This window comes from Aerosakkonema funiforme FACHB-1375 (genome assembly GCF_014696265.1).
GTDB lineage: Bacteria > Cyanobacteriota > Cyanobacteriia > Cyanobacteriales > Aerosakkonemataceae > Aerosakkonema > Aerosakkonema funiforme_A.
In genome coordinates this window covers 1-19,435 of the sequence record NZ_JACJPW010000005.1, presented here as the reverse complement: position 1 = coordinate 19,435, position 19,435 = coordinate 1, and the positions used below count along the sequence as shown (strand labels likewise).

The following is a 19,435-nucleotide window of genomic DNA, read 5'->3' as shown; positions in this document are numbered from 1 at the left end:
TTAATTTCTGCCATTAATTAAGCTAAGGCTAGGGAAATAATCGATCGATTTGTACTTCTATCTTAGGAAAAGCCAGCATGAAAAGAGTAGCTTCTTCGTTGAGGATAGTTTCTTGTTGGTAGGTTTCCTTCACAATTTCCCGGAAAACACGGACTTGGCGGGTGTTTACGTCGAGAATCCAGTAGTCGGCAATTCCCGCTTTAGCATAAGCAGCTGCTTTTTGTTTGCGATCGCGTTCTAAGGTCGTGTCTGAGATTTCTATAAGCAGGAAAGTATCTGTTGGAGTCGGGTGGTTTTCTGCGTAGAGTCGGGGGTCAATCTTCACCACGGCGATATCCGGTTCGGGTTCTGAGTAAGGACTGAGGTCAATGGGGTCTTGAATGCGAATTAAGGCAAGTCCTGCGAGTAGGTTTCTGAGGTATTCAGCCGCACATAAGTTGGTGGCTGAATGGGGAGGATTTTTAGCAGCCATTGAGATAATTTGTCCTTCTAGCAGTTCCACTCGCTCGTCTGGGTCGAGAATTCCTGCTTCTGTCATCCGGTGGTATTCGTCTTGGGAAAACAAGCGTACACTCGTTGAGGTCATGGCATTACTACAGTTTTTCGGAGTTGAGTTTTTCGATCCGATCGTAAACGCTTTAACGCTCTTGTGTCATTTTTACAGAGGATATTCCGAAACCCTAGATATAATAACAGGATTCTGTGTTTTTTGTAGAAATATAGAAATCAAATGTTAGCTGGGGCGAATACCGTTTAAGCAAACGAGCTTTTGCTTTACAAACCTTGGTCAGATACGAAGGAGCGATCGCTCTTTGGGTAAAAAAGAGCGATCGCTCTTGGCAATTTAGATAATTTTAGATTTTGAATTACCCATCAATCCAAAATCCAAAATCTAAAATCCAAAATCCTAAGCGCCTTCCCGCAATTTATCCAAAACTCCCCGATCTTCTAAAGTAGAAGTATCGCCGGAAACTTCTTGTCCGGCGGCGAGATTTCGCAACAAGCGCCGCATAATTTTACCGGAACGAGTTTTCGGTAAAGCGTCGGTAAAGCGAATTTCGCCGGGACGTGCGATCGCCCCAATTTCCTGGACAACGTGCTGCTTGAGTTGCTTGTTCAGTTCCTCACTCGGTTCATACGTACTTTCTAAAGTCACAAAAGCAACAATATCTTCGCCTTTCAGTTCGTCCGGCTTACCGACAACAGCCGCTTCAGCTACCGCCGGGTGAGAAACTAAGGCCGATTCGACTTCCATTGTACCGAGGCGGTGTCCCGCAACATTTATTACATCGTCAACGCGACCCATCACCCAGAAATAACCATCTTCATCGCGCCTAGCACCATCGCCAGCAAAGTAGAAATACTGCCCATCTTGCGGGGGAATATGTTCCCAGTAAGTGCGGCGGAAGCGATCGGGATCGCCGTACAATGTCCGCATCATCCCCGGCCAAGGATATTTTACAGACAGATAGCCGCCTTCGTTATCGGCCACCGAATTGCCATCCAGATCGACAACATCGATGATAATGCCAGGGAAAGGACGGGTAGCGGAACCCGGTTTGGTGGGAATCGCCCCAGGTAACGGCGTCACCATAATCCCGCCTGTTTCCGTTTGCCACCAAGTATCGACGATCGGACAGCGTTCGCCGCCAATTACCCGGTGATACCACATCCAAGCTTCCGGGTTAATCGGTTCGCCGACGGTTCCCAACAACCGCAGGGAAGAAAGATTTCGCGCTTTGGGTAAGTGTTCGCCTGCTTTGATGAAAGCGCGAATTGCTGTTGGCGCGGTATAAAAAACTGTGACGCCGTGTTTTTCGATGACATCCCAGAAACAACCGGGATTGGAGGCACGCGGCGCACCTTCGTACATCAGACTGGTAGCACCGTTGGATAAGGGGCCGTAAAGTACGTAGCTGTGTCCCGTAATCCAACCGATATCGGCGGTACACCAATATACATCGGTGTCTTTAATGTCGAAAATCCACTTGGTTGTCATGTGGGTGTATAAGTTATAACCGCCAGTGGTGTGGACGACGCCTTTGGGTTTGCCGGTACTGCCGGAGGTATAGAGGATAAAGAGTAAGTCCTCGCTATCCATCGGTTCGGCGGGACAATCGGCGGAGACACCTTTTTGCAATTCGTGCCACCAGAGATCGCGCCCGTCTTCCATGTGTATTTCTTGACCGGTACGCTTGACAACCACGACATTTTTGACGCTGGGGACGCCTTCTGCCAAAGCTTTGTCTACTTGAGTTTTGAGAGGTACGATCGCATCTTTGCGCCAACCACCATCGGCGGTGACTACCACTTTAGCTTCTCCGTCGATGAGTCGATCGCGCAACGCCTCCGCGCTGAAACCGCCGAAGACAACTGTGTGGGGTGCGCCTATTCTGGCACAAGCTAACATCGCGATCGCCGCTTCCGGAATCATCGGCATATAGATACCGACGCGATCGCCTTTTTGCACGCCTAGCTGTTTCAAGACATTGGCAAATTGACAAACTTCCCGATGCAATTGCGCGTAAGTCAGAGTGCGGGTGTCTCCCGGTTCTCCTTCCCAAATCAAAGCTGCCTTATTTTTCCGCCAAGTAGTTAAGTGTCTGTCCAGACAGTTATAGGAAATATTGGTTTTACCGTTGACGAACCACTTAGCGAAAGGCGGTTGCCAATCTAACACGGTATCCCACTTTTGGAACCACTCTAACTCTTGTTCGGCTAGTTCTGCCCAAAATTTCTGGGGATCGGCTTTAGCGCGATCGTATAGTTGCTGATATTCCTCTAAGCTCTTAATATGAGCGTTTTGCGAGAATTCTGGGGATGGTTGGAATAAGCGTTTTTCTTGCAGGACTGATTCTATGGTTGATTGCGGCATTGTTTTCGATCTGTAGTTATTATTTACTCCTGGATTTTCTATCTTGCCGCAGATCTGTACCAAAGTATTTTGAGTTTTTTTAAGTTTGGTAGCAAACAAGCTTGACTGTAGTTTGGGTTGGGCGATCGCACATAATTGTAGTAAGGGTTATAAATGAGAAGTTATGCCATTAATTCGCGAAGCCAGAAAATTAACCCTTATAGATTGGTAGCCAAAATTTGCATAAAAGTTCCGAAACATCTCAGCTAGGGTACAAAAAAGCATTTTCATCAAAAATTTATATTTTTTTAATCTATTTTTTAGATTTTCATCTTGCTTTATCCCATATATTAATGATATATAAGATAAAGCAAATAAAAATTCAAATATATTAATAAAAAAAATTTAATAATAACAAGGGCAATCCAATGAAAACAGTGATATTAGCAGGGGGATTGGGTACTCGGTTAAGCGAAGAAACCATCATTAAGCCAAAACCAATGGTGGAAATTGGGGGACAGCCAATTCTCTGGCACATAATGAAGATTTATTCCGCTTATGGCATTAACGACTTTATTATTTGTTGCGGTTACAAAGGTTATACGATCAAAGAGTATTTTGCCAACTATTTTATGCGGATGTCCGATGTCACGTTTGATTTGCGATTTAATCAAATGAACATTCATAAAGGCTATGCCGAACCTTGGCGGGTCACGTTGGTAGATACAGGCGAAAAAACCATGACTGGTGGACGATTGAAGCGAGTGAGAGAACATATTGGTAATGAAACTTTTTGCTTAACTTACGGGGATGGAGTCAGCGATGTAAATATCACTAAAGTAATAGAATTCCACAAACAGCAGGGCACCTTGGCAACCTTGACTGCCGTTCAGCAACCCGGACGTTTCGGAGCCATCTCTTTGGCAAAAGATCAAACTATCATCAGTAGTTTTCACGAAAAGCCACAAGGAGATGGAGCCTGGATTAATGGGGGGTATTTTGTTGTAGAACCGGCAGCGATCGATTACATTGCTGATGATGCAACAGTGTGGGAACAAGAACCAATGCAGAAACTCGCGCATCACCAACAGTTATCAGCTTACAGGCATGATGGATTTTGGCAACCGATGGATACTCTCAGGGATAAGAATTACCTGGAAAATCTTTGGGAAAATGGAAATCCCCCCTGGAAAATCTGGTAAAGATTTCGCAGCTAAGAATTATCTTTAGTTATAAACAGGTGAATTAATGGATTATACATTTTGGCATGGCAAAAAAGTTTTAATTACAGGTCATACGGGATTTAAAGGTAGTTGGCTATCCCTGTGGTTGCAAAAGTTGGGAGCAACAACTATAGGATATTCCTTGCCAGCACCGACGCAACCCAGTTTGTTTGAACTGGCAAATGTTGAGCGGGGAATGATTTCGATCGTCGGAGATATTCGCGACTTGGAAAATTTCCAAGCGGTGATGGCAGAACATCAACCAGAAATTGTTTTTCATCTAGCCGCTCAACCGTTGGTGCGTTATTCCTATCAGTATCCGGTGGAAACTTACACAACAAATATCATCGGAACGGTGAACGTTTTGGAAGCAGTTCGCCATACTCCCAGCGTCCGAACAGTGGTGTCGATTACTAGCGATAAATGCTATCAAAATAAAGAATGGGTTTGGGGATATCGCGAAAATGAAACTTTGGGAGGTCGAGACCCCTATTCCAGTAGCAAAGCTTGTGCGGAAATAGTAATTGCTGCCTATCGAGATTCTTATTTTTCTGCTGCTAATTACGATCGCCATCGGGTAGCAATAGCAAGTGTCAGAGCAGGTAACGTCATCGGTGGCGGTGACTGGGCGGCAGATCGGTTAATACCGGATATTATGCGATCGTTTATGATGGGGCGATCGGTCTTAATTCGCAACCCCCATGCCACTCGTCCTTGGCAGCACGTCTTGCAACCTTTGAGCGGTTATTTGTGCGTAGCCGAACATTTATGGAAATATGGGCCAGAGTATGCCGAAGCTTGGAACTTTGGCCCTAACGAAGAAGATGCCAAACCTGTAATTTGGATTGTGGAAAAGCTAACAAAATTATGGGGAAATGGAGCGATTTGGGAATTAGATGCAGCGCATCATCCCCACGAAGACAATTACTTGAAACTTGATTGCTCGAAAGCAAAAGCTAAATTGGGATGGCAACCGGCATTATCCTTGGAGCAAACCCTTGAATGGATAGTAGAATTTTACCAAAGTTATCTCAATAAGCAGGATATAAGAGAGATTGTGGAAGACCAAATTAAACGCTATCGCAGCTTAGAAGAAAAGCCGATTTTATCTCGCTCGTTAATCACTACTCCGTCTGTTTTATCGGTAAATTAAATTATGCAATTTACGGAAACGCAGTTAAAAGGAGCTTTCTTAGTCGAGATCGAAAAAATATCCGATCGGCGAGGCTTTTTTGCGCGTATATTTTGCGCGAAGGACTTTGAAGAGAGAGGATTGAAACCACCAATCGCCCAAACGAACTTATCTTTTAACCCTAACAAAGGTACGCTGCGAGGATTGCACTATCAAATTCCTCCGGTAACAGAAGCAAAATTGATTCGCTGTACAAAAGGCGCTATTTATGAAGTAATTGTAGATATGCGACCTGAATCTCCTACCTATCTATCTCATATTGGGGTAGAATTAACAGATGAAAATCGCTGCGCTTTGTATGTACCGGAAATGTTTGCCAATGGCTATCAAGCTTTGACAGATGGAGCTGAAGCAATCTATCAAGTAAGCGAGTTTTATACTCCTGGATACGAACGAGGTCTGCGTTATGACGATCCTGTACTTAATATAAATTGGCCGCTCTCGGTGAGTGAAATTTCGCTAAAAGATGCAAATTGGCCATTATTAGAATCGGTTATAGGAGAAGAAAAATGATTATTGTCGATCGAGCGCTGCAAGCACGCGCAGAAGCAGGAAACCCCATCAAAGTAGCAATGATTGGTGCTGGGGCTATGGGTCGAGGCATTGCCAACCAAATTATCAATTCAGTGCCGGGAATGAAGCTGGTAGCTATTTTTAACCGACATTTGGATAAAGCAAAGCGAGCTTACGATGAAGCGGGAGTTGAAGAAGTTAAAATTGTTAATAACGTTGCCAATTTAGAAGATGCGATCGCTCAAGGGAAATATGCGATAACTGATGATGCGATGTTGTTGTGTCAAGCGGAAAGCATCGATGCTTTAATTGAAGTCACTGGTACGATCGAATTTGCCGCTAAAGTCGTGATGGAAGCGATATCCTATCGCAAACATATTATCTTGATGAATGCCGAATTAGATGGTACGATCGGCCCAATTTTGAAAGTTTATGCCGATCGCGCAGGCGTGATTATCACCGCTTGCGATGGCGATCAACCAGGGGTACAAATGAACCTTTATCGGTTCGTTAAAAGTATTGGATTAACTCCTCTTTTATGCGGTAATATTAAAGGGCTGCAAGACCATTATCGCAACCCCACTACCCAGGAAGCTTTCGCCAAACGCTGGGATCAAACGCCGCAAATGGTGACCAGTTTTGCTGATGGTACTAAGATGTCTTTTGAGCAAGCGATCGTTGCCAATGGCACGGGTATGAGAGTTGCAAAACGCGGTATGTTGGGATACGAATACTCCGGTCATGTTGATGAAATGACTAATATGTATAACGTTGACCAACTAAAAGAATGGGGTGGCATTGTAGACTATGTTTTAGGTGCAAAACCAAGTCCCGGCGTCTTTATATTTGCTACCAACGACGACCCCAAGCATCGTCATTATCTCAATCTTTATAAATTAGGTGAAGGCCCCCTATACAGCTTCTACACTCCTTACCATCTCTGCTACTTTGAAGTACCAATATCAGTAGCTAGAGTTGTATTGTTTCAAGATGTCATATTAGCGCCTTTGGGTGGCCCTGTTGTAGATGTGGTGGCGATCGCAAAAACTAATCTCAAAGCAGGAGAAACTTTAGACGGGATCGGTGGCTATCTGGTCTACGGTCAGTGCGAAAATTCCGATGTGGTAAGAAGAGAAAATCTATTGCCAATAGGTTTAGCCGAAGGTTGTCGCCTCAAGCGAGATATTCCCAAAGACCAAGTAGTAAGTTACAATGATGTACAATTGCCCACAGGCAGACTCTGCGATCGATTACGATTAGAACAAAATAATTACTTTTTGCCTGTAGAAAAAACGTTAATTAAATCCTAAAAATATCACGACAAAATCAACCATGAAAAATTCTCACTGCGCTTTCTGCAATACCCCGATCGAACATAATTTTGCCGATTTAGGAATGTCACCGATCGCGAATGACTATTTAAGTCAAGACCAGCTTAATCGCGTTGAAAAATTTTATCCTATTCGTGCTAATGTTTGCGAAAAATGTTTTTTGGTACAATTAGAAGAAATCGAATCGCCAGAATATATGTTTGGCGATGGTAATTACCCTTACTTTTCTTCTTATTCCGATAGTTGGCTAAAACACGCCAAAATTTACAGCGATATGATAATCGCCAAATTGGGGCTTAACCAAAATAGTCAAGTTGTAGAAATTGCCAGTAATGATGGTTATATGCTCCAGTATTTTCAGGCCAAACAAATTCCTGTTTTAGGAATAGAACCTGCGGGTAATGTAGCGAAAGTAGCCCAAGAAAAAGGCATTCCTGTTCTGGTCAGATTTTTTGGTGTAGAAACAGCAAAAGAAGTGGTTTCTCAAGGCAAACAAGCCGATCTTTTATTAGGAAATAATGTTTTAGCTCATGTACCAGATTTAAATGATTTTGTAGCGGGAATGAAGCTTGTTTTAAAACCATCTGGTATTTTGACAATGGAGTTTCCCCATTTATTGCAGATTGTAGAAGGAAATCAATTTGATACAATTCACGAAGAACATTTTTCTTATCTATCTTTATTAACTGTCGAAAAAATATTTGCTACGCACGGCTTAACACTCTTTGATGTAGAAGAAATTCCGACTCATGGAGGTTCAATTCGGATCTATGGAAAGCATGAAAACGCACCAAATCCAGTTGTAAGCGATCGCATATATCGGGTGAAAGCAAAAGAAATCCAAGCCGGATTAGATCGCATAGAAACTTATCTAAAATTTGGTGAGAGAGTTAAAGAAACGAAACGCAAACTGTTAAGCTTTCTGATTCAAGCCAAAGCCGAAGGAAAAGTAATTGTTGCTTACGGTGCGCCATCCAAAGGCAACATCCTGCTCAATTACTGCGGTATTCGTACAGACTTTATCGATTACGTAGTAGATCGCAATCCCCACAAACAAGGATTATTTATGCCCGGTAGTCATATCCCCATTTTATCTCCAGATAAAATCTTTGAAACTAAGCCAGATTACTTGTTAATTCTGGCCTGGAATCTCAAAGATGAAGTGATGGAACAAATGGCAAAAATTCGGGAATGGGGAGGAAAGTTTGTCGTACCAATTCCCGAAACACAGGTTTATTAGTGAAGTATAAAAACCATGAAAGTCTGCTACTTCATCCAAAGTCATAATAACCCAGAACAGGTCTGTAGACTCGCTCGAATTATCAAAAAATCTAGCCCCAATTGCCTGGTGTTGATTAGCCATGATTTCAGCACTTCCTATTTGGATTTAACTTCTTTAAGCGATTTATCAGGAATAGATCTGATTAAAAGAAATAAACCGCCAATTAGAAATGAATATTCTTTCTTCGAGGTCTATCTAGAAGCGCTAGACTGGCTGTTTGAGCGTAATTCAGACTTCGACTGGCTAATACATCTCTCTGGGCAAGATTATCCGATTCAACCGCTATCTAAATTTGAAGAATTTTTGACTAACACCGAATATGATGCTTTTATCCAACACTGGAAAACAGGCCCTTGGCATCCGCACAATAGAGGCTATACCCGATTCTACTACCAATACTACTTTTATATGCCAAAATGGTTGCATCCGGTAGTGAAAAAATTTTCCCGAATCAACCAGATCCAATCACTGATTCATATTTTTACCACTTTTGGATTCCGAGTGGGAGTCAAGTCATTTTCTATTCCTTTTAACGATAATTTTATCTGTTACGGAAATGTGACTTGGTGTACCCTTTCTCGAAAATGCCTTGTATATTTAAAAGAGTTTCTGAAAAATAATCCTAAAATAGTCTCTTATTACAAAAGAACTATTGCGCCAGAAGAATCTTTAATAGCAACTGTGTTAGCCAACCACAAAGAATTTAATTTATGCAATAATGATATGCGTTATGCAGTGGCAGGCGATCGCCAAACCGGTCACTATAAAATTCTGACTATGGAAGATTACCCAAATATGACTAAGGGTGATTTTTATTTTGCCAGGAGATTTGAACCAAACAGCGAAATCCTCGATTTGCTCGATCCAAAAATATTATAATATTAACTGGTTGTGATTAATTAAGCTATAATTACATATTGCGATCGAGCGATCTTTAATATGCTATTATTTGTCATACCGCTAAAAAGCGCCAAAGTTTCAAAATCCTGGGAACTCGTCTGTAAGTTATTTGAGAGAACTGTAAAATCGGTTTGCAGTCAAACCTCAAACGATTTTAGAGTTATTGTCGTCTGTCATGAAAAACCAGAAATTGAATTCAATCATCCTCACATAACTTATATTGAAGTAGATTTTCCGATACCAGAGCAAGACTTCAAATCTAAAAGCTTAGATAAAGGTCGTAAAATTTTATGGGGATTATTTTACGGACGGCAGTTCAAACCGTCTCATACTATGGTCGTAGATGCTGACGATTGCATTAGCAAACACCTAGCCGCATTTGTTAATCAAAATCCTCAAATTAATGGATGGTTTGTAAATAAAGGATATGTGTATCAGGCGGGGAGCAAATTTATATATTTGCGTAGGAAAGCATTTAATAAATTGTGTGGAAGTTGTAACATTATTAGATATGACCTGCACGATTTACCTGAAGATATAAGCCAGGATTACCCAGAACTTAATAGGTATTATGACAACCATAGGGATGTAGAAGATAAGATGGCACAGAGAATAACTCCTCTCCAAGCATTACCATTTTTCGGTGCGTTATACATAGTGGGTAACCAAGAAAATATTTATTTGCAAGATAGTAGTTTATTCCTAGATAAAAATAAGGATAAAGGCATTTTATGGAAAATTAAATACTTTCTTAATTTCCGTCTATTGACTAAATCGATCCGCGAAGAATTTGGGCTATACGATATTACGCGGTGCGATCGCATCTAATAAATACCTCTCTATTTTCGAGCTTTTGGTTGGATTATACAATAGCCAAACCCAACCAAAAGCTTTACCTAATTTTTCAAAAATGCCTGTGGTTCGCCAACTTCAGGAACTTCATCTATTTCTATACGGAAAGTTCCCTCAAAGTCGGTTCCACTGACATCAAATTCCCATCCACCGTCGATATAACGCATTTTTTCTGTATCTGAAGTCCAATCAAAATTATCGGTAGCGCACGGCGAGTAGGCCCAGACATTGCTATCTCCAACATTACTAAAATTCATTGCAATGGCAGATTAGCACAAAATTATTTTGAGTTTCCTTAAATCTTAGACTAATATATTGTTGCAATTTCTCAACGAAATAGAATGAACCAGAGTTTAAAACACCCGGTTCATAGTTAAAATCGTCTTCCCAAAAAGCTCGACTGCTATTCCTGCTTCTCGTGCCAGTTGCCGTCGTCCCCTTTTTCGTATTTGTGCTTCACCGCACTCCAGGCAACCTTAAAAGCAGCCTCTTCCTCATCGTACTCTTCTGCGGCATTATTAAATGCGGCGCGGAAAATTTCCTGAGCGTGTTTGGGTAGGTGATTTTTTACCGAGTCCGGTAAATCATCAATTTGTTGATAAGGCATAGCCATACATCTCTGAACTCAGCTAATACCAAGTTGCAATCCCCTAGAAGAAAACTCATGTCTCTTTTGACCTATTTCGAGAAAAAATAAACCGATTTTCTGAAATGCTAGCAACTCAACACAGGCTTTCCCCGTCAAATAAACCCGCTTTGTGCGATCGCACATTACAAAGACTTACGGGCAGCTATATTAAAGTCAGCTTTAAATAAAATTCAGGCTGCTTGCATCGAATTGGAGATACAACCTATGTCATGGACGCCTTTAAGCTATCGCATCGCTCTCCTGCCGCTCATTCTCGCTGGCCCAATATTACGACGAACAGATCCGGATGGGGTTACCGTTTGGATCGCCCTGAAAGAACCTAGCGAAGTAACGCTGAGAGTTTACTCCACAGAGAACGGTCAGGGAGAAATTGTTAACGATTTGCTGCTTGAGGGTTCCAGAACGACCATCCAGCTGGGCAAATACTTGCACGTAGTTGCTGTTACAGCTAAATCAGTTAACGCCGAATATTTGCAACCAGGACAAATTTATGCGTACAACATAGATTTCGCCTGCCGAAATTGGTATTTGGCTAAAGCTTTGTGTTCGGAAGCATCTTTTAATGATGTGACAATTAGTTATTTTGAGCATCAACTGCCCACTTTTGCTATGCCGCCAGATGACCTAAATTATTTGCGAATTGTACACGGTTCTTGCCGCAAACCGCACGGAGGCGGACGGGATGCTCTCAATATATTAGATAATATGATTTTAGAATATGCGAATCAGCCAAATTATAGACCGCATCAACTTTTTTTTACAGGCGATCAAATCTACGGTGATGATGTTGCCGATGCCCTCCTGTGGGCGCTAACAGATGCAGGGGATACCCTGTTGGGTTGGCAAGAAAATTTGCCCCTCAAAAAAGATGCAAATGATGAGGAACGATACATCTATGCCAGAGATTTAAAACCGGGTACGCGCAGCGAAATTGCTAGAGATTACGGCGGTTTCACCGCTATGCTTGTCAATAAACCGGAAAAAGCTAAAAGTCACTTGTTTAGTTTGGGCGAATATTTAGCGATGTACTTGTTTGTGTGGTCGCCTATTCTTTGGCCCCATGAATTACCCCACAGCAAAGATGTACAAAAAGATGGTAAGGAGGCGAAACTGTGGGATAAAGAAGCTTTGACTGTGGAAGCATTCGCACGAGACTTATGGAAAATTAGGCGATCGCTTGCTAATATCCCAACTTATATGATTTGCGATGACCACGATATTAGCGATGATTGGTATCTCAATCGCGAGTGGTGCAACCGCGTCCTTTGCAAACCGCTTGGTAGACGTACTTTGCAAAATGGTTTATTGACATATGCGATATTTCAAGCATGGGGAAATACACCCGAAAATTTCCAAAATGGGCAATCGGGAGAAAAATTATTAGAAGCTGCACAACAATGGTCTTTATCAGCAGGAAATGATGATTTATTAGGGTCAAAACTTGCTAAGTATTTGGCAATTCCTGAAATAGATTCAGAAACTAATTTGCCCAAGCTAACAGAAGATGAAGATAGCTTTATTTTAAATCGAGATTATGCAGATGGAACGCAAGCTTTAGAGTGGCATTATAGAATCGAAAGCTTTAAGCACGAAACCATCGTACTTGATACCCGCACTTGGCGAGGTTATGCAAAAGGTGACGATCGCACAACAGAACCTCCCATGTTACTCAGTCACACAGCATTTGAAAAACAGATTGAAAAACCTCTCAAAGACTGTAGTAATCCTAATATCGAAGTAACCATAATTATTGCACCGACAAATTTAGTTAGCTTGGCAATTATCGATTTAGTTCAAAAGTTAGATTTGGAACGGGGTAATGTTTTTGGTAGCGATGCGGGTGACTCGTGGAATTTTCACGAAACAGCTTTTTCCATGTTGCTGGCGGAAATGTTTAAACAGCGCGATCGCGTAATTATCCTTTCCGGCGATATTCACTACGGTTGCGCCGTTCGCCTCAGCTACTGGTCTAATTACCATTTTGGCGAATCGAAAGTCGATCGCAATGCACCTGAGTCATCCCACGTACTCGCACAGTTAACCTCCAGCGCCTTCAAAAATGCCGAGTGGACAACCCATTTTATCCACACAAAAGCGAAGTCGATCGCACCAGAAAAACCACAATATTGGGCGGGATGGAACAACACGCCCCAACTAATTGAAATGCAAGTTATTCAGGAAAAAGTGCGTATGCTCGATGTAAATTTACCGCCGAAAACACCAGTTTTGCGGCAAATAGACTATATTCGCGGTAGCGATGAAATTGCTTGGGAAATTTTTGTCAAAAATAGGGAATCTTTACCTGATTGGCGGTATTGTATCGAATGGATAAAACGACAGAAAGCTGAAGAAATTGTTTGGCAGAATAATCACGAATTAGCAGAAGAAGAAAAGTCCAAAAGCTGGAAAGATTTTATTTCCTTACTGTGGCGAAATCGCTGGCTGCAAGAAGGCGATGAAGTTGTCGGTTTCAGCAACTTTGGTGTCGTTACTTTCCAATGGCCGGAAAATAACGATAATGCCAAAGCTGTGATTCAGGATATTTATTGGCATCCCGCTTGGAAACCGAATAGCACTGTTTTCAGCAGGTATTTTGTGCGGCTAAGTTTCGATGAAGCGCCACCACCGCCTAGAGTGTTTTCAGAGTAAAATTTTGATTCAATACTTGGAATTTACCATGAATCAACAACCAAGAATTCCCGATCCACAAACGAAAGCGCGAACTGTTGCCCGATTGCGGGAAACCTGCCAAATGCTTGATGCTCTCAATGTATTTTTGGATGGTGCGATCGCCCAAGTAGAAGCAGAAAATCACCGCAATCCTCTATATCTTCGCCGATTGGAAAGAGCAGAGGAATTGCTCGATTCTCGCAAGCAGGAAAATTTAGAAGAACAAAAGGTGCAATAAAAGTGAATTCTCAGATCTTTTGTACTGCACCTTACCGATAATCTCAACCCAAACAGTTTAGCAATTCCCTACTCGTGAGTCGTGCCATCTGGCATGATAGCCCCAGTAAGCTTAGCCTTGTACAGGTTTGTGCCAGTCAATTTTGCTTCTTTTAGATTCGCCTTTTCTAAGTTGGCTTCACCCAAGTTTGCTCCCCGAAGGTCTGTTGAACTTAAATCTGTATTGGACAAATTGCTCCTGTAAAGGTTAGCCCCAGAGAGATTACGATCGCTCAAGTTTTGTCCGCTCAAATTGGCATTCTCAAAGTTTACCCCAAGCAAACTTACCCCAGTTAAGTTAGCACCGCTTAGGTTTGCAGAAGTAAAATTTGCTTCAGTTAACTTCGCTTTACTCAAATCTGCTCCCGTGAAGTTAGCCCCACCTAAGTTAGCTCCACTTAGGTTTGTTCCACTTAGGTTTGCTGTAGTTAAATTAGCGCTGCCTAAGTATGCTCCACTTAGGTTTGCTCCGCTTAGGTTCGCCCTAATTAGATAAGCCGTGTCTAACCTTGCTTGAGTTAAATTGGCTCCACCTAGATTTGCCGTAGTTAGGTTAGCGTAATTTAGTTTAGCTTTGTCAAGGTTTGCTCCACTTAGATTGGCGGCAGTTAAATTGGCATGACTTAGGCTCGCCTCCTTCAAAGTTGCTTCGTTGAGATTGGCATCAAGGAGCTTAGCATTCTGCAAGTTTGCTGTAGCTAGATTGGCATCACTTAAGTTGACTTCAACCAACCATGCCTCGCTGAGGTCTGTCCCTATCATATTTGCCCCTTGCAGGTTTGTCTCTGTTAAGTTAACCTTTTTCAGGGATGCTTGGCTCAAATCAATTCCAGCCAAGTTTATGTTATTAAAATCCCGTTCTCCCTCCTGATACCGTTTCAAAATTTCCTCAGCGGTGAGAGTTGGTTCCTGACTTTCTTCTACAGAATCATCAATACTTTCAATTTCAGCCGATTTAACATTATTGGTATTGACAGGACTGAGAACAGCATCTTGGTTTGTCGGCTGAGCATCCACAACCTCAACACCAGTAGAAGCTGTCACTGATGCGCTAGCTTCTGGAAGCGATGTTTGTTTTGGTTGGTCTTGGCGCAGTCTGCGATCGATTTTTTCAATTTCCCGATTTATACTGTCAATATCATCAACAGATTCCGGCTTGTGAGTTTGGGTAAAATGAGATCGATCGCTTTCAGCAACTCTCCCATCAAGACGCTGTTCCAACTCCGCAACTTCCCGCCGCAAACATTCCAAATCCTGCAATTCAGGTCGATTGTTGAATTGTTCTGTCAAATTATCTAACTGGCGTTTAAGCTTGGAAAAATATTGTTTTATAAGATTTTGCTGTTGTTCGATCTGCTCAATTTTCGCAACCAGAGATGCTAAGTCCACTTCTGCGTCAGCCATTTCCCTAAATCTCTTGCTAACTACAGTTATTTTCCCCAAATTGACAACTTTTCCAAAACAGCATAACTACTGAAAGCAACTTGTAGCATTTTGTAGGGTGGGCACTGCCCACCATTAGCGCTGTTCAAGGGTTGCATTTTGGTGGGCAATGCCCACCCTACGTTTAATTCTACCCACCGACTGACTCGATCCTCTAAACGTGAATAACTCCTCTTGGCATAATTGCACCTTTGAGTTTTGCATTTCTGAGATTAGCTCCCATTATATTAGCTCCCTTCAAATTGGCTCTTTCTAAGTTTGCTTCGCTCAAGTTTGCCCCAGAAAGATTTGTGGAAATTAAGTCAGCTTCACTCAAGTCACTCCTAGAAAGATTAGCCCTACAGAGATTGAGACCGCTCAAGTTATGTCTGCTCAAATTCGCTCCAGCCAAGTTAACACCAATAAAATCCAATTCTCCCTCCTCATACTGCTTCACGAATTCCTCTACGCTCATCAGTAATTTCTGAGTTTTCTCAAGAGAATTATCGGTATTTTTACTTTTACCGTTTTTAGCAACATCTTTACCATTGAGATGTAGTTGCAACTCCCCAAATTCCTGCCGCAAACATTCCAACTCCTGTAATTCAGGTCGATTATTGAATTGTTCTGTCAGATTATCTAATCGGCGTTTAAGTTTGGAAACATATCGCTTTACGATTTTCTGCTGTTGTTCCATCTGGTCAATTCTCGCGACTAGCAACGCTAAGTTTACTTCTGGGTCAGCCATTTCCGTCAATCTCTACTTAGATAAAATTATTTTTGCCAAAATGGCTTACCCAATTAATAACCTTGAATTATCCCATCAGGCATAGTTGTACCGCTCATATTTGCGCCAGTCAGATAGGCACTACTCAACTCTGCTCTAGTAAAATTCGCTTTACTCAAATTCGCATTAGTCAAATTTGTCCTCGCTAAGTAAGCTTCAATCAAATCGGAATCGCTTAAATTAGCTTCAGATAAATTTGCCCGACTTAAATCTGCTCTGACCAGCCGACAAGCACTCATATTAGCCTTACTCAACTGCGCTTTATTCAACTTAGCGTCAGCTAATAGAGAACCGCGCAAATTCACACCAGTCATGTCTGCTTCCAGCAATTTTGCCCGTTCCAACTTAACATTAGTCATGTTGGCATAGCGCAAATTAGCTTCGCTTAAATTAGCTTCCGTGAGAAACGCACCGCTCAAATTAGCTTCAGATAAATCCGCACCACACAAATTTACCTCGCGTAAAGTTGCCTCGCTCAAATTCGCACCGCTTAAGTCAACTTTCGCCAAATCTACACCTGTCAAGTTCGCACCTCTCAAGTCTGCTCTACGCAACTTAGCACCGCGCATAGTAGCAACGTAAACTCTCGCTTCCTCCCGCAAGTTTGCACCCCGCAAGCAAGCACCGGTCAAATTAGCACCGCTGAGATTTGCACCGCGTAAATCTGCACCGATCAAATTAGCATCCAGTAGGTATGCTAAAGTCAAATTCGTACCGCGCAAATCGGCATTTTGTAAAGTTGCGCCGTGCAAATCGGCATTGTGTAAATTTGCAGAAGTAAGGGTAGCCTGGTTTAAGTTGGCACCGCATAACTTTGTACCAATTAAATTTGCCTTTCTGAGTATAGCCCGATTCAGATATGCAAAAACTAGAGTAGCGCCATGCAAATCTGCTGTAGGCAGAGAAATTCCGATCAAATCCGCACCATATAAGTTTACACCGCTGAGGTTCGCACCGCTAAAATTTGTTTCCCCAGCAGCGTATCGCCTTTTTAGTTCGTTACCATCCATATACTTTTCCTATTAATTACCTTAATTTTGAATTTACAGCTGGCGTACCTGATAGGTATTATCATTTTCATCATTTAAATGGCTCTCAGTTACGTTCATTAACTGCCCGCGATCTATACCTGCTTGTGTCTCTACAGACATAACATTCTCTAATATTTTTACTTTGTACATTCCCGGTACGCGATTGGTATAAAAGGGTTTCAGCGTCTGTATTATTGCGCTTGCTGCTTGCGAATTTTCTTCCGGTTCAAATAGACACCGAGCAGTGCTGCTTAGTCTAGCCTCTAGCTCTCTTACCGTTTCGCAGAATGCGTACAAATTAAACAGCAAATCGTCAAATTCGTAGCTTCTAATCGTTACTAAATCCTGTTCGCTGAAACTTAGTTGGTGATACAGGGTGGAAAATATAAGTACTTTCGCCCTGAACGGATTTGTATATTTCATAATTTCCATCCGCACGTTAAAGCGATCGTATGGCGGTACTGTTTGATTGACTTGCGATTTTGTGGCAACATCCGGCTGTTTTTGCGCTATTGGCTGCACTGCCAAAGCTGGGCTTTTAGAACCGCTTGATACTACTTGCGTTGGCTCCTCAATATTCGAGTATAGCTTACTGACTTTCTCAAAAATTATAGTTGCTATTACAGAATATTCCCCCGGTTTATTAAGAGTTTTTACAACTTTATCCAAAGTTAATTTGAGATTTTCTGGCGTTGGATTAGCCTCAAATAATTTTTTGAGTAAATCCTGAAAAGTAAAATTTTGCAACTTGTTTAGGTCATTTTCCCAAACATTGTGGCACGCACCGAAGATTAACTTTTTAATGCGCGTTGAGTTTTCATGCTGTTGTAAATATTGCACAACTTCATCAAACCCGGATAAAACTTTCATTTTTGTTGCCTCCCTACCCAATCCAGCAACTGTTTGGTCTATTCTAATACGGAGTGAAGCCCAAAAGATTGGGTGCTTCAACCCCTACTCTCGATCTACCCATTTGACATACACTTTTTTTTTAGCTATACTTGTCAGTTTATGAATAAAACCAATAAAAATCAATAGCTGTACGCCTAAAGGCGGACTGAGTTACAGGTAAATATAAAGAAGCTCAAATTTGCATCCCCCCAACGATATACTGATGTCCACCTTTGGGTATACTTGGCAGAATAGCCTTTCGCTCTGGCAAAAAGGCTGCGCGATCGCTGTCAGTAACCGATATAGGTGGAAAGGATGAACCAATTGGAGTTAGAACAAGAAATCACAAAAGTGACAATGGGTATAATGACCCGTAACAGGCAGATTGCTTCCGATATCATCGCCAATCTGAGAACCAAAATGACCCTAGAAGAAGTAGCTGGTGTGATGCTGATCGGTCTTGAGCGTTTGATCTGGTTTGACGGAGAGCTATTTTTTTGGGCTACAGAAAATTTGCTGCCTGTTGATATTAAACAGGAAATCAAAAGAATAATGTCAGTAAATACTTATAAACGGTTAATTGCCAAAGGTTTTATCCCCGGCAAGGACTTTAGTATGAATGCCGATGGCACGCTGCTACAAAAACCGTGTCCCAGTGCTTATTCAATCTAGTTAGGACAGTAGGACAGGTATCCCAACTTTGACTGAGGGGATTGAGAATTATGTTTATTGTGGCAGCCAATATTGCTGAGAACGTTAATTTGTCTCGATCGCAAACGATCGGCTGCCCCTATCTTCCCGACTTTCGACCTGCGCGATCGATACATTTATGCCAAAAACCATAGTTTAGCGTCACCAACAAGATAGAAATTTATGCAATTTATGCCAAAGTGTGATATGTAAATTTTCTTTCAGCCGATCGACAGATTAAAAATCACCATAAATCAGTAGTGAAATTTGGTAGCGCATGAGGGAATAATAGGGACAGATAAGGCTCAAGGAGGCCGATTCATGATCGACTACATTTCCTTTGGATCTGCACTTCAGACGATCGCCGTTGCCTATTTGGTTTCAGCATTTCTGTTAATCGCAGGTTCCTACGTTTGTTTTGCCGTAATTGAAACGCTCGAAGAAACCGGTAAATTATGATCCCACACTTGCCCTTCTCAATTTACCGATTAAAGCTTGAAAAAACGTAAGAAACTCTTACTTCCTGTCAACCTAAGCTTTGGAGCGCGAATTCTTTGAGGCGCACACTACGCGAACACTTGCACCGAGAACTCGCGTCATCCAAAAGCAAGGTTGCTACTAAGTACTGAATTGGCCAATCTCAAACTCTGTCCGTTTCAAGGCCCAGCCAATCCAAAATCCTTGCATCGCACTCTGCTAACGATCGCGAATATTGACAGCACTTGCAGCAGTTAGCGTCCGTTGAGGTTCTCCCAACATTACTAACTGGAGTTTAGACTATCGCACCCCAGGTGCGATAGTCTAAACTCTGATTTACAAGACGAAATAGCTCAGATGTTAGCTGAGCGAAAAAAGGCTAATTAAATTAAGAT

Annotated in this window: 20 protein-coding genes; 12 read left to right on the top strand and 8 right to left on the bottom strand. The window is 42.0% G+C overall.

What is annotated here, in order from left to right; all coding sequences use genetic code 11:
* Positions 1–28: 28 nt before the first annotated feature.
* Together H6G03_RS02975 and acs are read right to left on the bottom strand one after the other, a co-directional pair.
* Positions 29–586 (bottom strand): Uma2 family endonuclease, encoded by a 558-nt coding sequence (locus H6G03_RS02975; protein ID WP_190461935.1) that lies wholly within the window; start codon positions 584–586, stop codon positions 29–31.
* A gap of 321 nt (positions 587–907) precedes the next feature.
* Entirely contained in the window at positions 908–2,875 is a 1,968-nt protein-coding gene (gene acs, locus H6G03_RS02970; RefSeq protein WP_190461933.1) for an acetate--CoA ligase, read from the bottom strand.
* 407 nt (positions 2,876–3,282) lie between these two features.
* Here acs and rfbF point away from each other — a divergent pair, with 407 nt between their 5' ends.
* The 7 genes from rfbF to H6G03_RS02935 are packed head-to-tail and all read left to right on the top strand — an operon-like array spanning position 3,283 to position 10,123.
* The gene (gene rfbF, locus H6G03_RS02965; RefSeq protein WP_190461931.1) at positions 3,283–4,056 is read left to right on the top strand and encodes a glucose-1-phosphate cytidylyltransferase; all 774 of its coding nucleotides are present in this window, start codon (positions 3,283–3,285) and stop codon (positions 4,054–4,056) included.
* A gap of 46 nt (positions 4,057–4,102) precedes the next feature.
* The gene (gene rfbG / locus H6G03_RS02960; protein ID WP_190461929.1) at positions 4,103–5,230 is read left to right on the top strand and encodes a CDP-glucose 4,6-dehydratase; all 1,128 of its coding nucleotides are present in this window, start codon (positions 4,103–4,105) and stop codon (positions 5,228–5,230) included.
* A gap of 3 nt (positions 5,231–5,233) precedes the next feature.
* A complete protein-coding gene (rfbC, locus tag H6G03_RS02955) occupies positions 5,234–5,782 on the top strand; it encodes a dTDP-4-dehydrorhamnose 3,5-epimerase (RefSeq protein WP_190461927.1) in 549 nt (182 codons plus the stop codon).
* Complete coding sequence (locus H6G03_RS02950; RefSeq protein WP_190461926.1) at positions 5,779–7,092, top strand: NAD(P)H-dependent oxidoreductase; 1,314 nt, start codon at positions 5,779–5,781, stop codon at positions 7,090–7,092. The genes rfbC and H6G03_RS02950 overlap by 4 nt, the downstream gene beginning before the upstream one ends.
* Before the next feature lie 22 nt (positions 7,093–7,114).
* Complete coding sequence (locus tag H6G03_RS02945; protein WP_190461923.1) at positions 7,115–8,353, top strand: class I SAM-dependent methyltransferase; 1,239 nt, start codon at positions 7,115–7,117, stop codon at positions 8,351–8,353.
* 15 nt (positions 8,354–8,368) lie between these two features.
* On the top strand, positions 8,369–9,274 hold the full coding sequence (locus tag H6G03_RS02940) for a beta-1,6-N-acetylglucosaminyltransferase (RefSeq protein ID WP_190461921.1): 906 nt from the start codon (positions 8,369–8,371) through the stop codon (positions 9,272–9,274).
* Between the two features lie 60 nt (positions 9,275–9,334).
* Complete coding sequence (locus H6G03_RS02935) at positions 9,335–10,123, top strand: glycosyltransferase family protein (RefSeq protein ID WP_190461919.1); 789 nt, start codon at positions 9,335–9,337, stop codon at positions 10,121–10,123.
* A gap of 68 nt (positions 10,124–10,191) precedes the next feature.
* Here H6G03_RS02935 and H6G03_RS02930 read toward each other — a convergent pair whose 3' ends face one another.
* Together H6G03_RS02930 and H6G03_RS02925 are read right to left on the bottom strand one after the other, a co-directional pair.
* Positions 10,192–10,404 (bottom strand): hypothetical protein, encoded by a 213-nt coding sequence (locus H6G03_RS02930; RefSeq protein ID WP_190462104.1) that lies wholly within the window; start codon positions 10,402–10,404, stop codon positions 10,192–10,194.
* Positions 10,405–10,550: 146 nt separating this feature from the next.
* Positions 10,551–10,754, bottom strand: a complete 204-nt coding sequence (locus H6G03_RS02925; protein ID WP_190461918.1) for a ChaB family protein — start codon at positions 10,752–10,754, stop codon at positions 10,551–10,553.
* A gap of 246 nt (positions 10,755–11,000) precedes the next feature.
* Between H6G03_RS02925 and H6G03_RS02920 the strand changes: the two genes are divergently transcribed.
* Together H6G03_RS02920 and H6G03_RS02915 are read left to right on the top strand one after the other, a co-directional pair.
* Complete coding sequence (locus H6G03_RS02920) at positions 11,001–13,445, top strand: metallophosphoesterase family protein (protein ID WP_190461915.1); 2,445 nt, start codon at positions 11,001–11,003, stop codon at positions 13,443–13,445.
* Between the two features lie 28 nt (positions 13,446–13,473).
* Complete coding sequence (locus tag H6G03_RS02915) at positions 13,474–13,704, top strand: hypothetical protein (RefSeq protein ID WP_190461913.1); 231 nt, start codon at positions 13,474–13,476, stop codon at positions 13,702–13,704.
* A gap of 68 nt (positions 13,705–13,772) precedes the next feature.
* Here H6G03_RS02915 and H6G03_RS02910 read toward each other — a convergent pair whose 3' ends face one another.
* From H6G03_RS02910 to H6G03_RS02895, 4 genes are all read right to left on the bottom strand, one after another.
* Positions 13,773–15,146 (bottom strand): pentapeptide repeat-containing protein, encoded by a 1,374-nt coding sequence (locus H6G03_RS02910; protein WP_190461911.1) that lies wholly within the window; start codon positions 15,144–15,146, stop codon positions 13,773–13,775.
* Between the two features lie 193 nt (positions 15,147–15,339).
* Complete coding sequence (locus H6G03_RS37140) at positions 15,340–15,912, bottom strand: pentapeptide repeat-containing protein (RefSeq protein WP_199315106.1); 573 nt, start codon at positions 15,910–15,912, stop codon at positions 15,340–15,342.
* A 53-nt stretch (positions 15,913–15,965) separates the two neighbouring features.
* The gene (locus H6G03_RS02900; protein WP_190461909.1) at positions 15,966–16,961 is read right to left on the bottom strand and encodes a pentapeptide repeat-containing protein; all 996 of its coding nucleotides are present in this window, start codon (positions 16,959–16,961) and stop codon (positions 15,966–15,968) included.
* Positions 16,962–16,994: 33 nt separating this feature from the next.
* Positions 16,995–17,852, bottom strand: a complete 858-nt coding sequence (locus H6G03_RS02895; RefSeq protein ID WP_190461907.1) for a hypothetical protein — start codon at positions 17,850–17,852, stop codon at positions 16,995–16,997.
* Between the two features lie 336 nt (positions 17,853–18,188).
* Here H6G03_RS02895 and H6G03_RS02890 point away from each other — a divergent pair, with 336 nt between their 5' ends.
* From H6G03_RS02890 to H6G03_RS02885, 3 genes are all read left to right on the top strand, one after another.
* The gene (locus tag H6G03_RS02890) at positions 18,189–18,545 is read left to right on the top strand and encodes a hypothetical protein (protein WP_190461904.1); all 357 of its coding nucleotides are present in this window, start codon (positions 18,189–18,191) and stop codon (positions 18,543–18,545) included.
* Between the two features lie 50 nt (positions 18,546–18,595).
* Positions 18,596–18,718, top strand: a complete 123-nt coding sequence (locus H6G03_RS38655) for a hypothetical protein (protein ID WP_255512167.1) — start codon at positions 18,596–18,598, stop codon at positions 18,716–18,718.
* Positions 18,719–18,884: 166 nt separating this feature from the next.
* On the top strand, positions 18,885–19,022 hold the full coding sequence (locus tag H6G03_RS02885; RefSeq protein WP_190461902.1) for a hypothetical protein: 138 nt from the start codon (positions 18,885–18,887) through the stop codon (positions 19,020–19,022).
* The last annotated feature ends 413 nt before the right edge of the window (positions 19,023–19,435 follow it).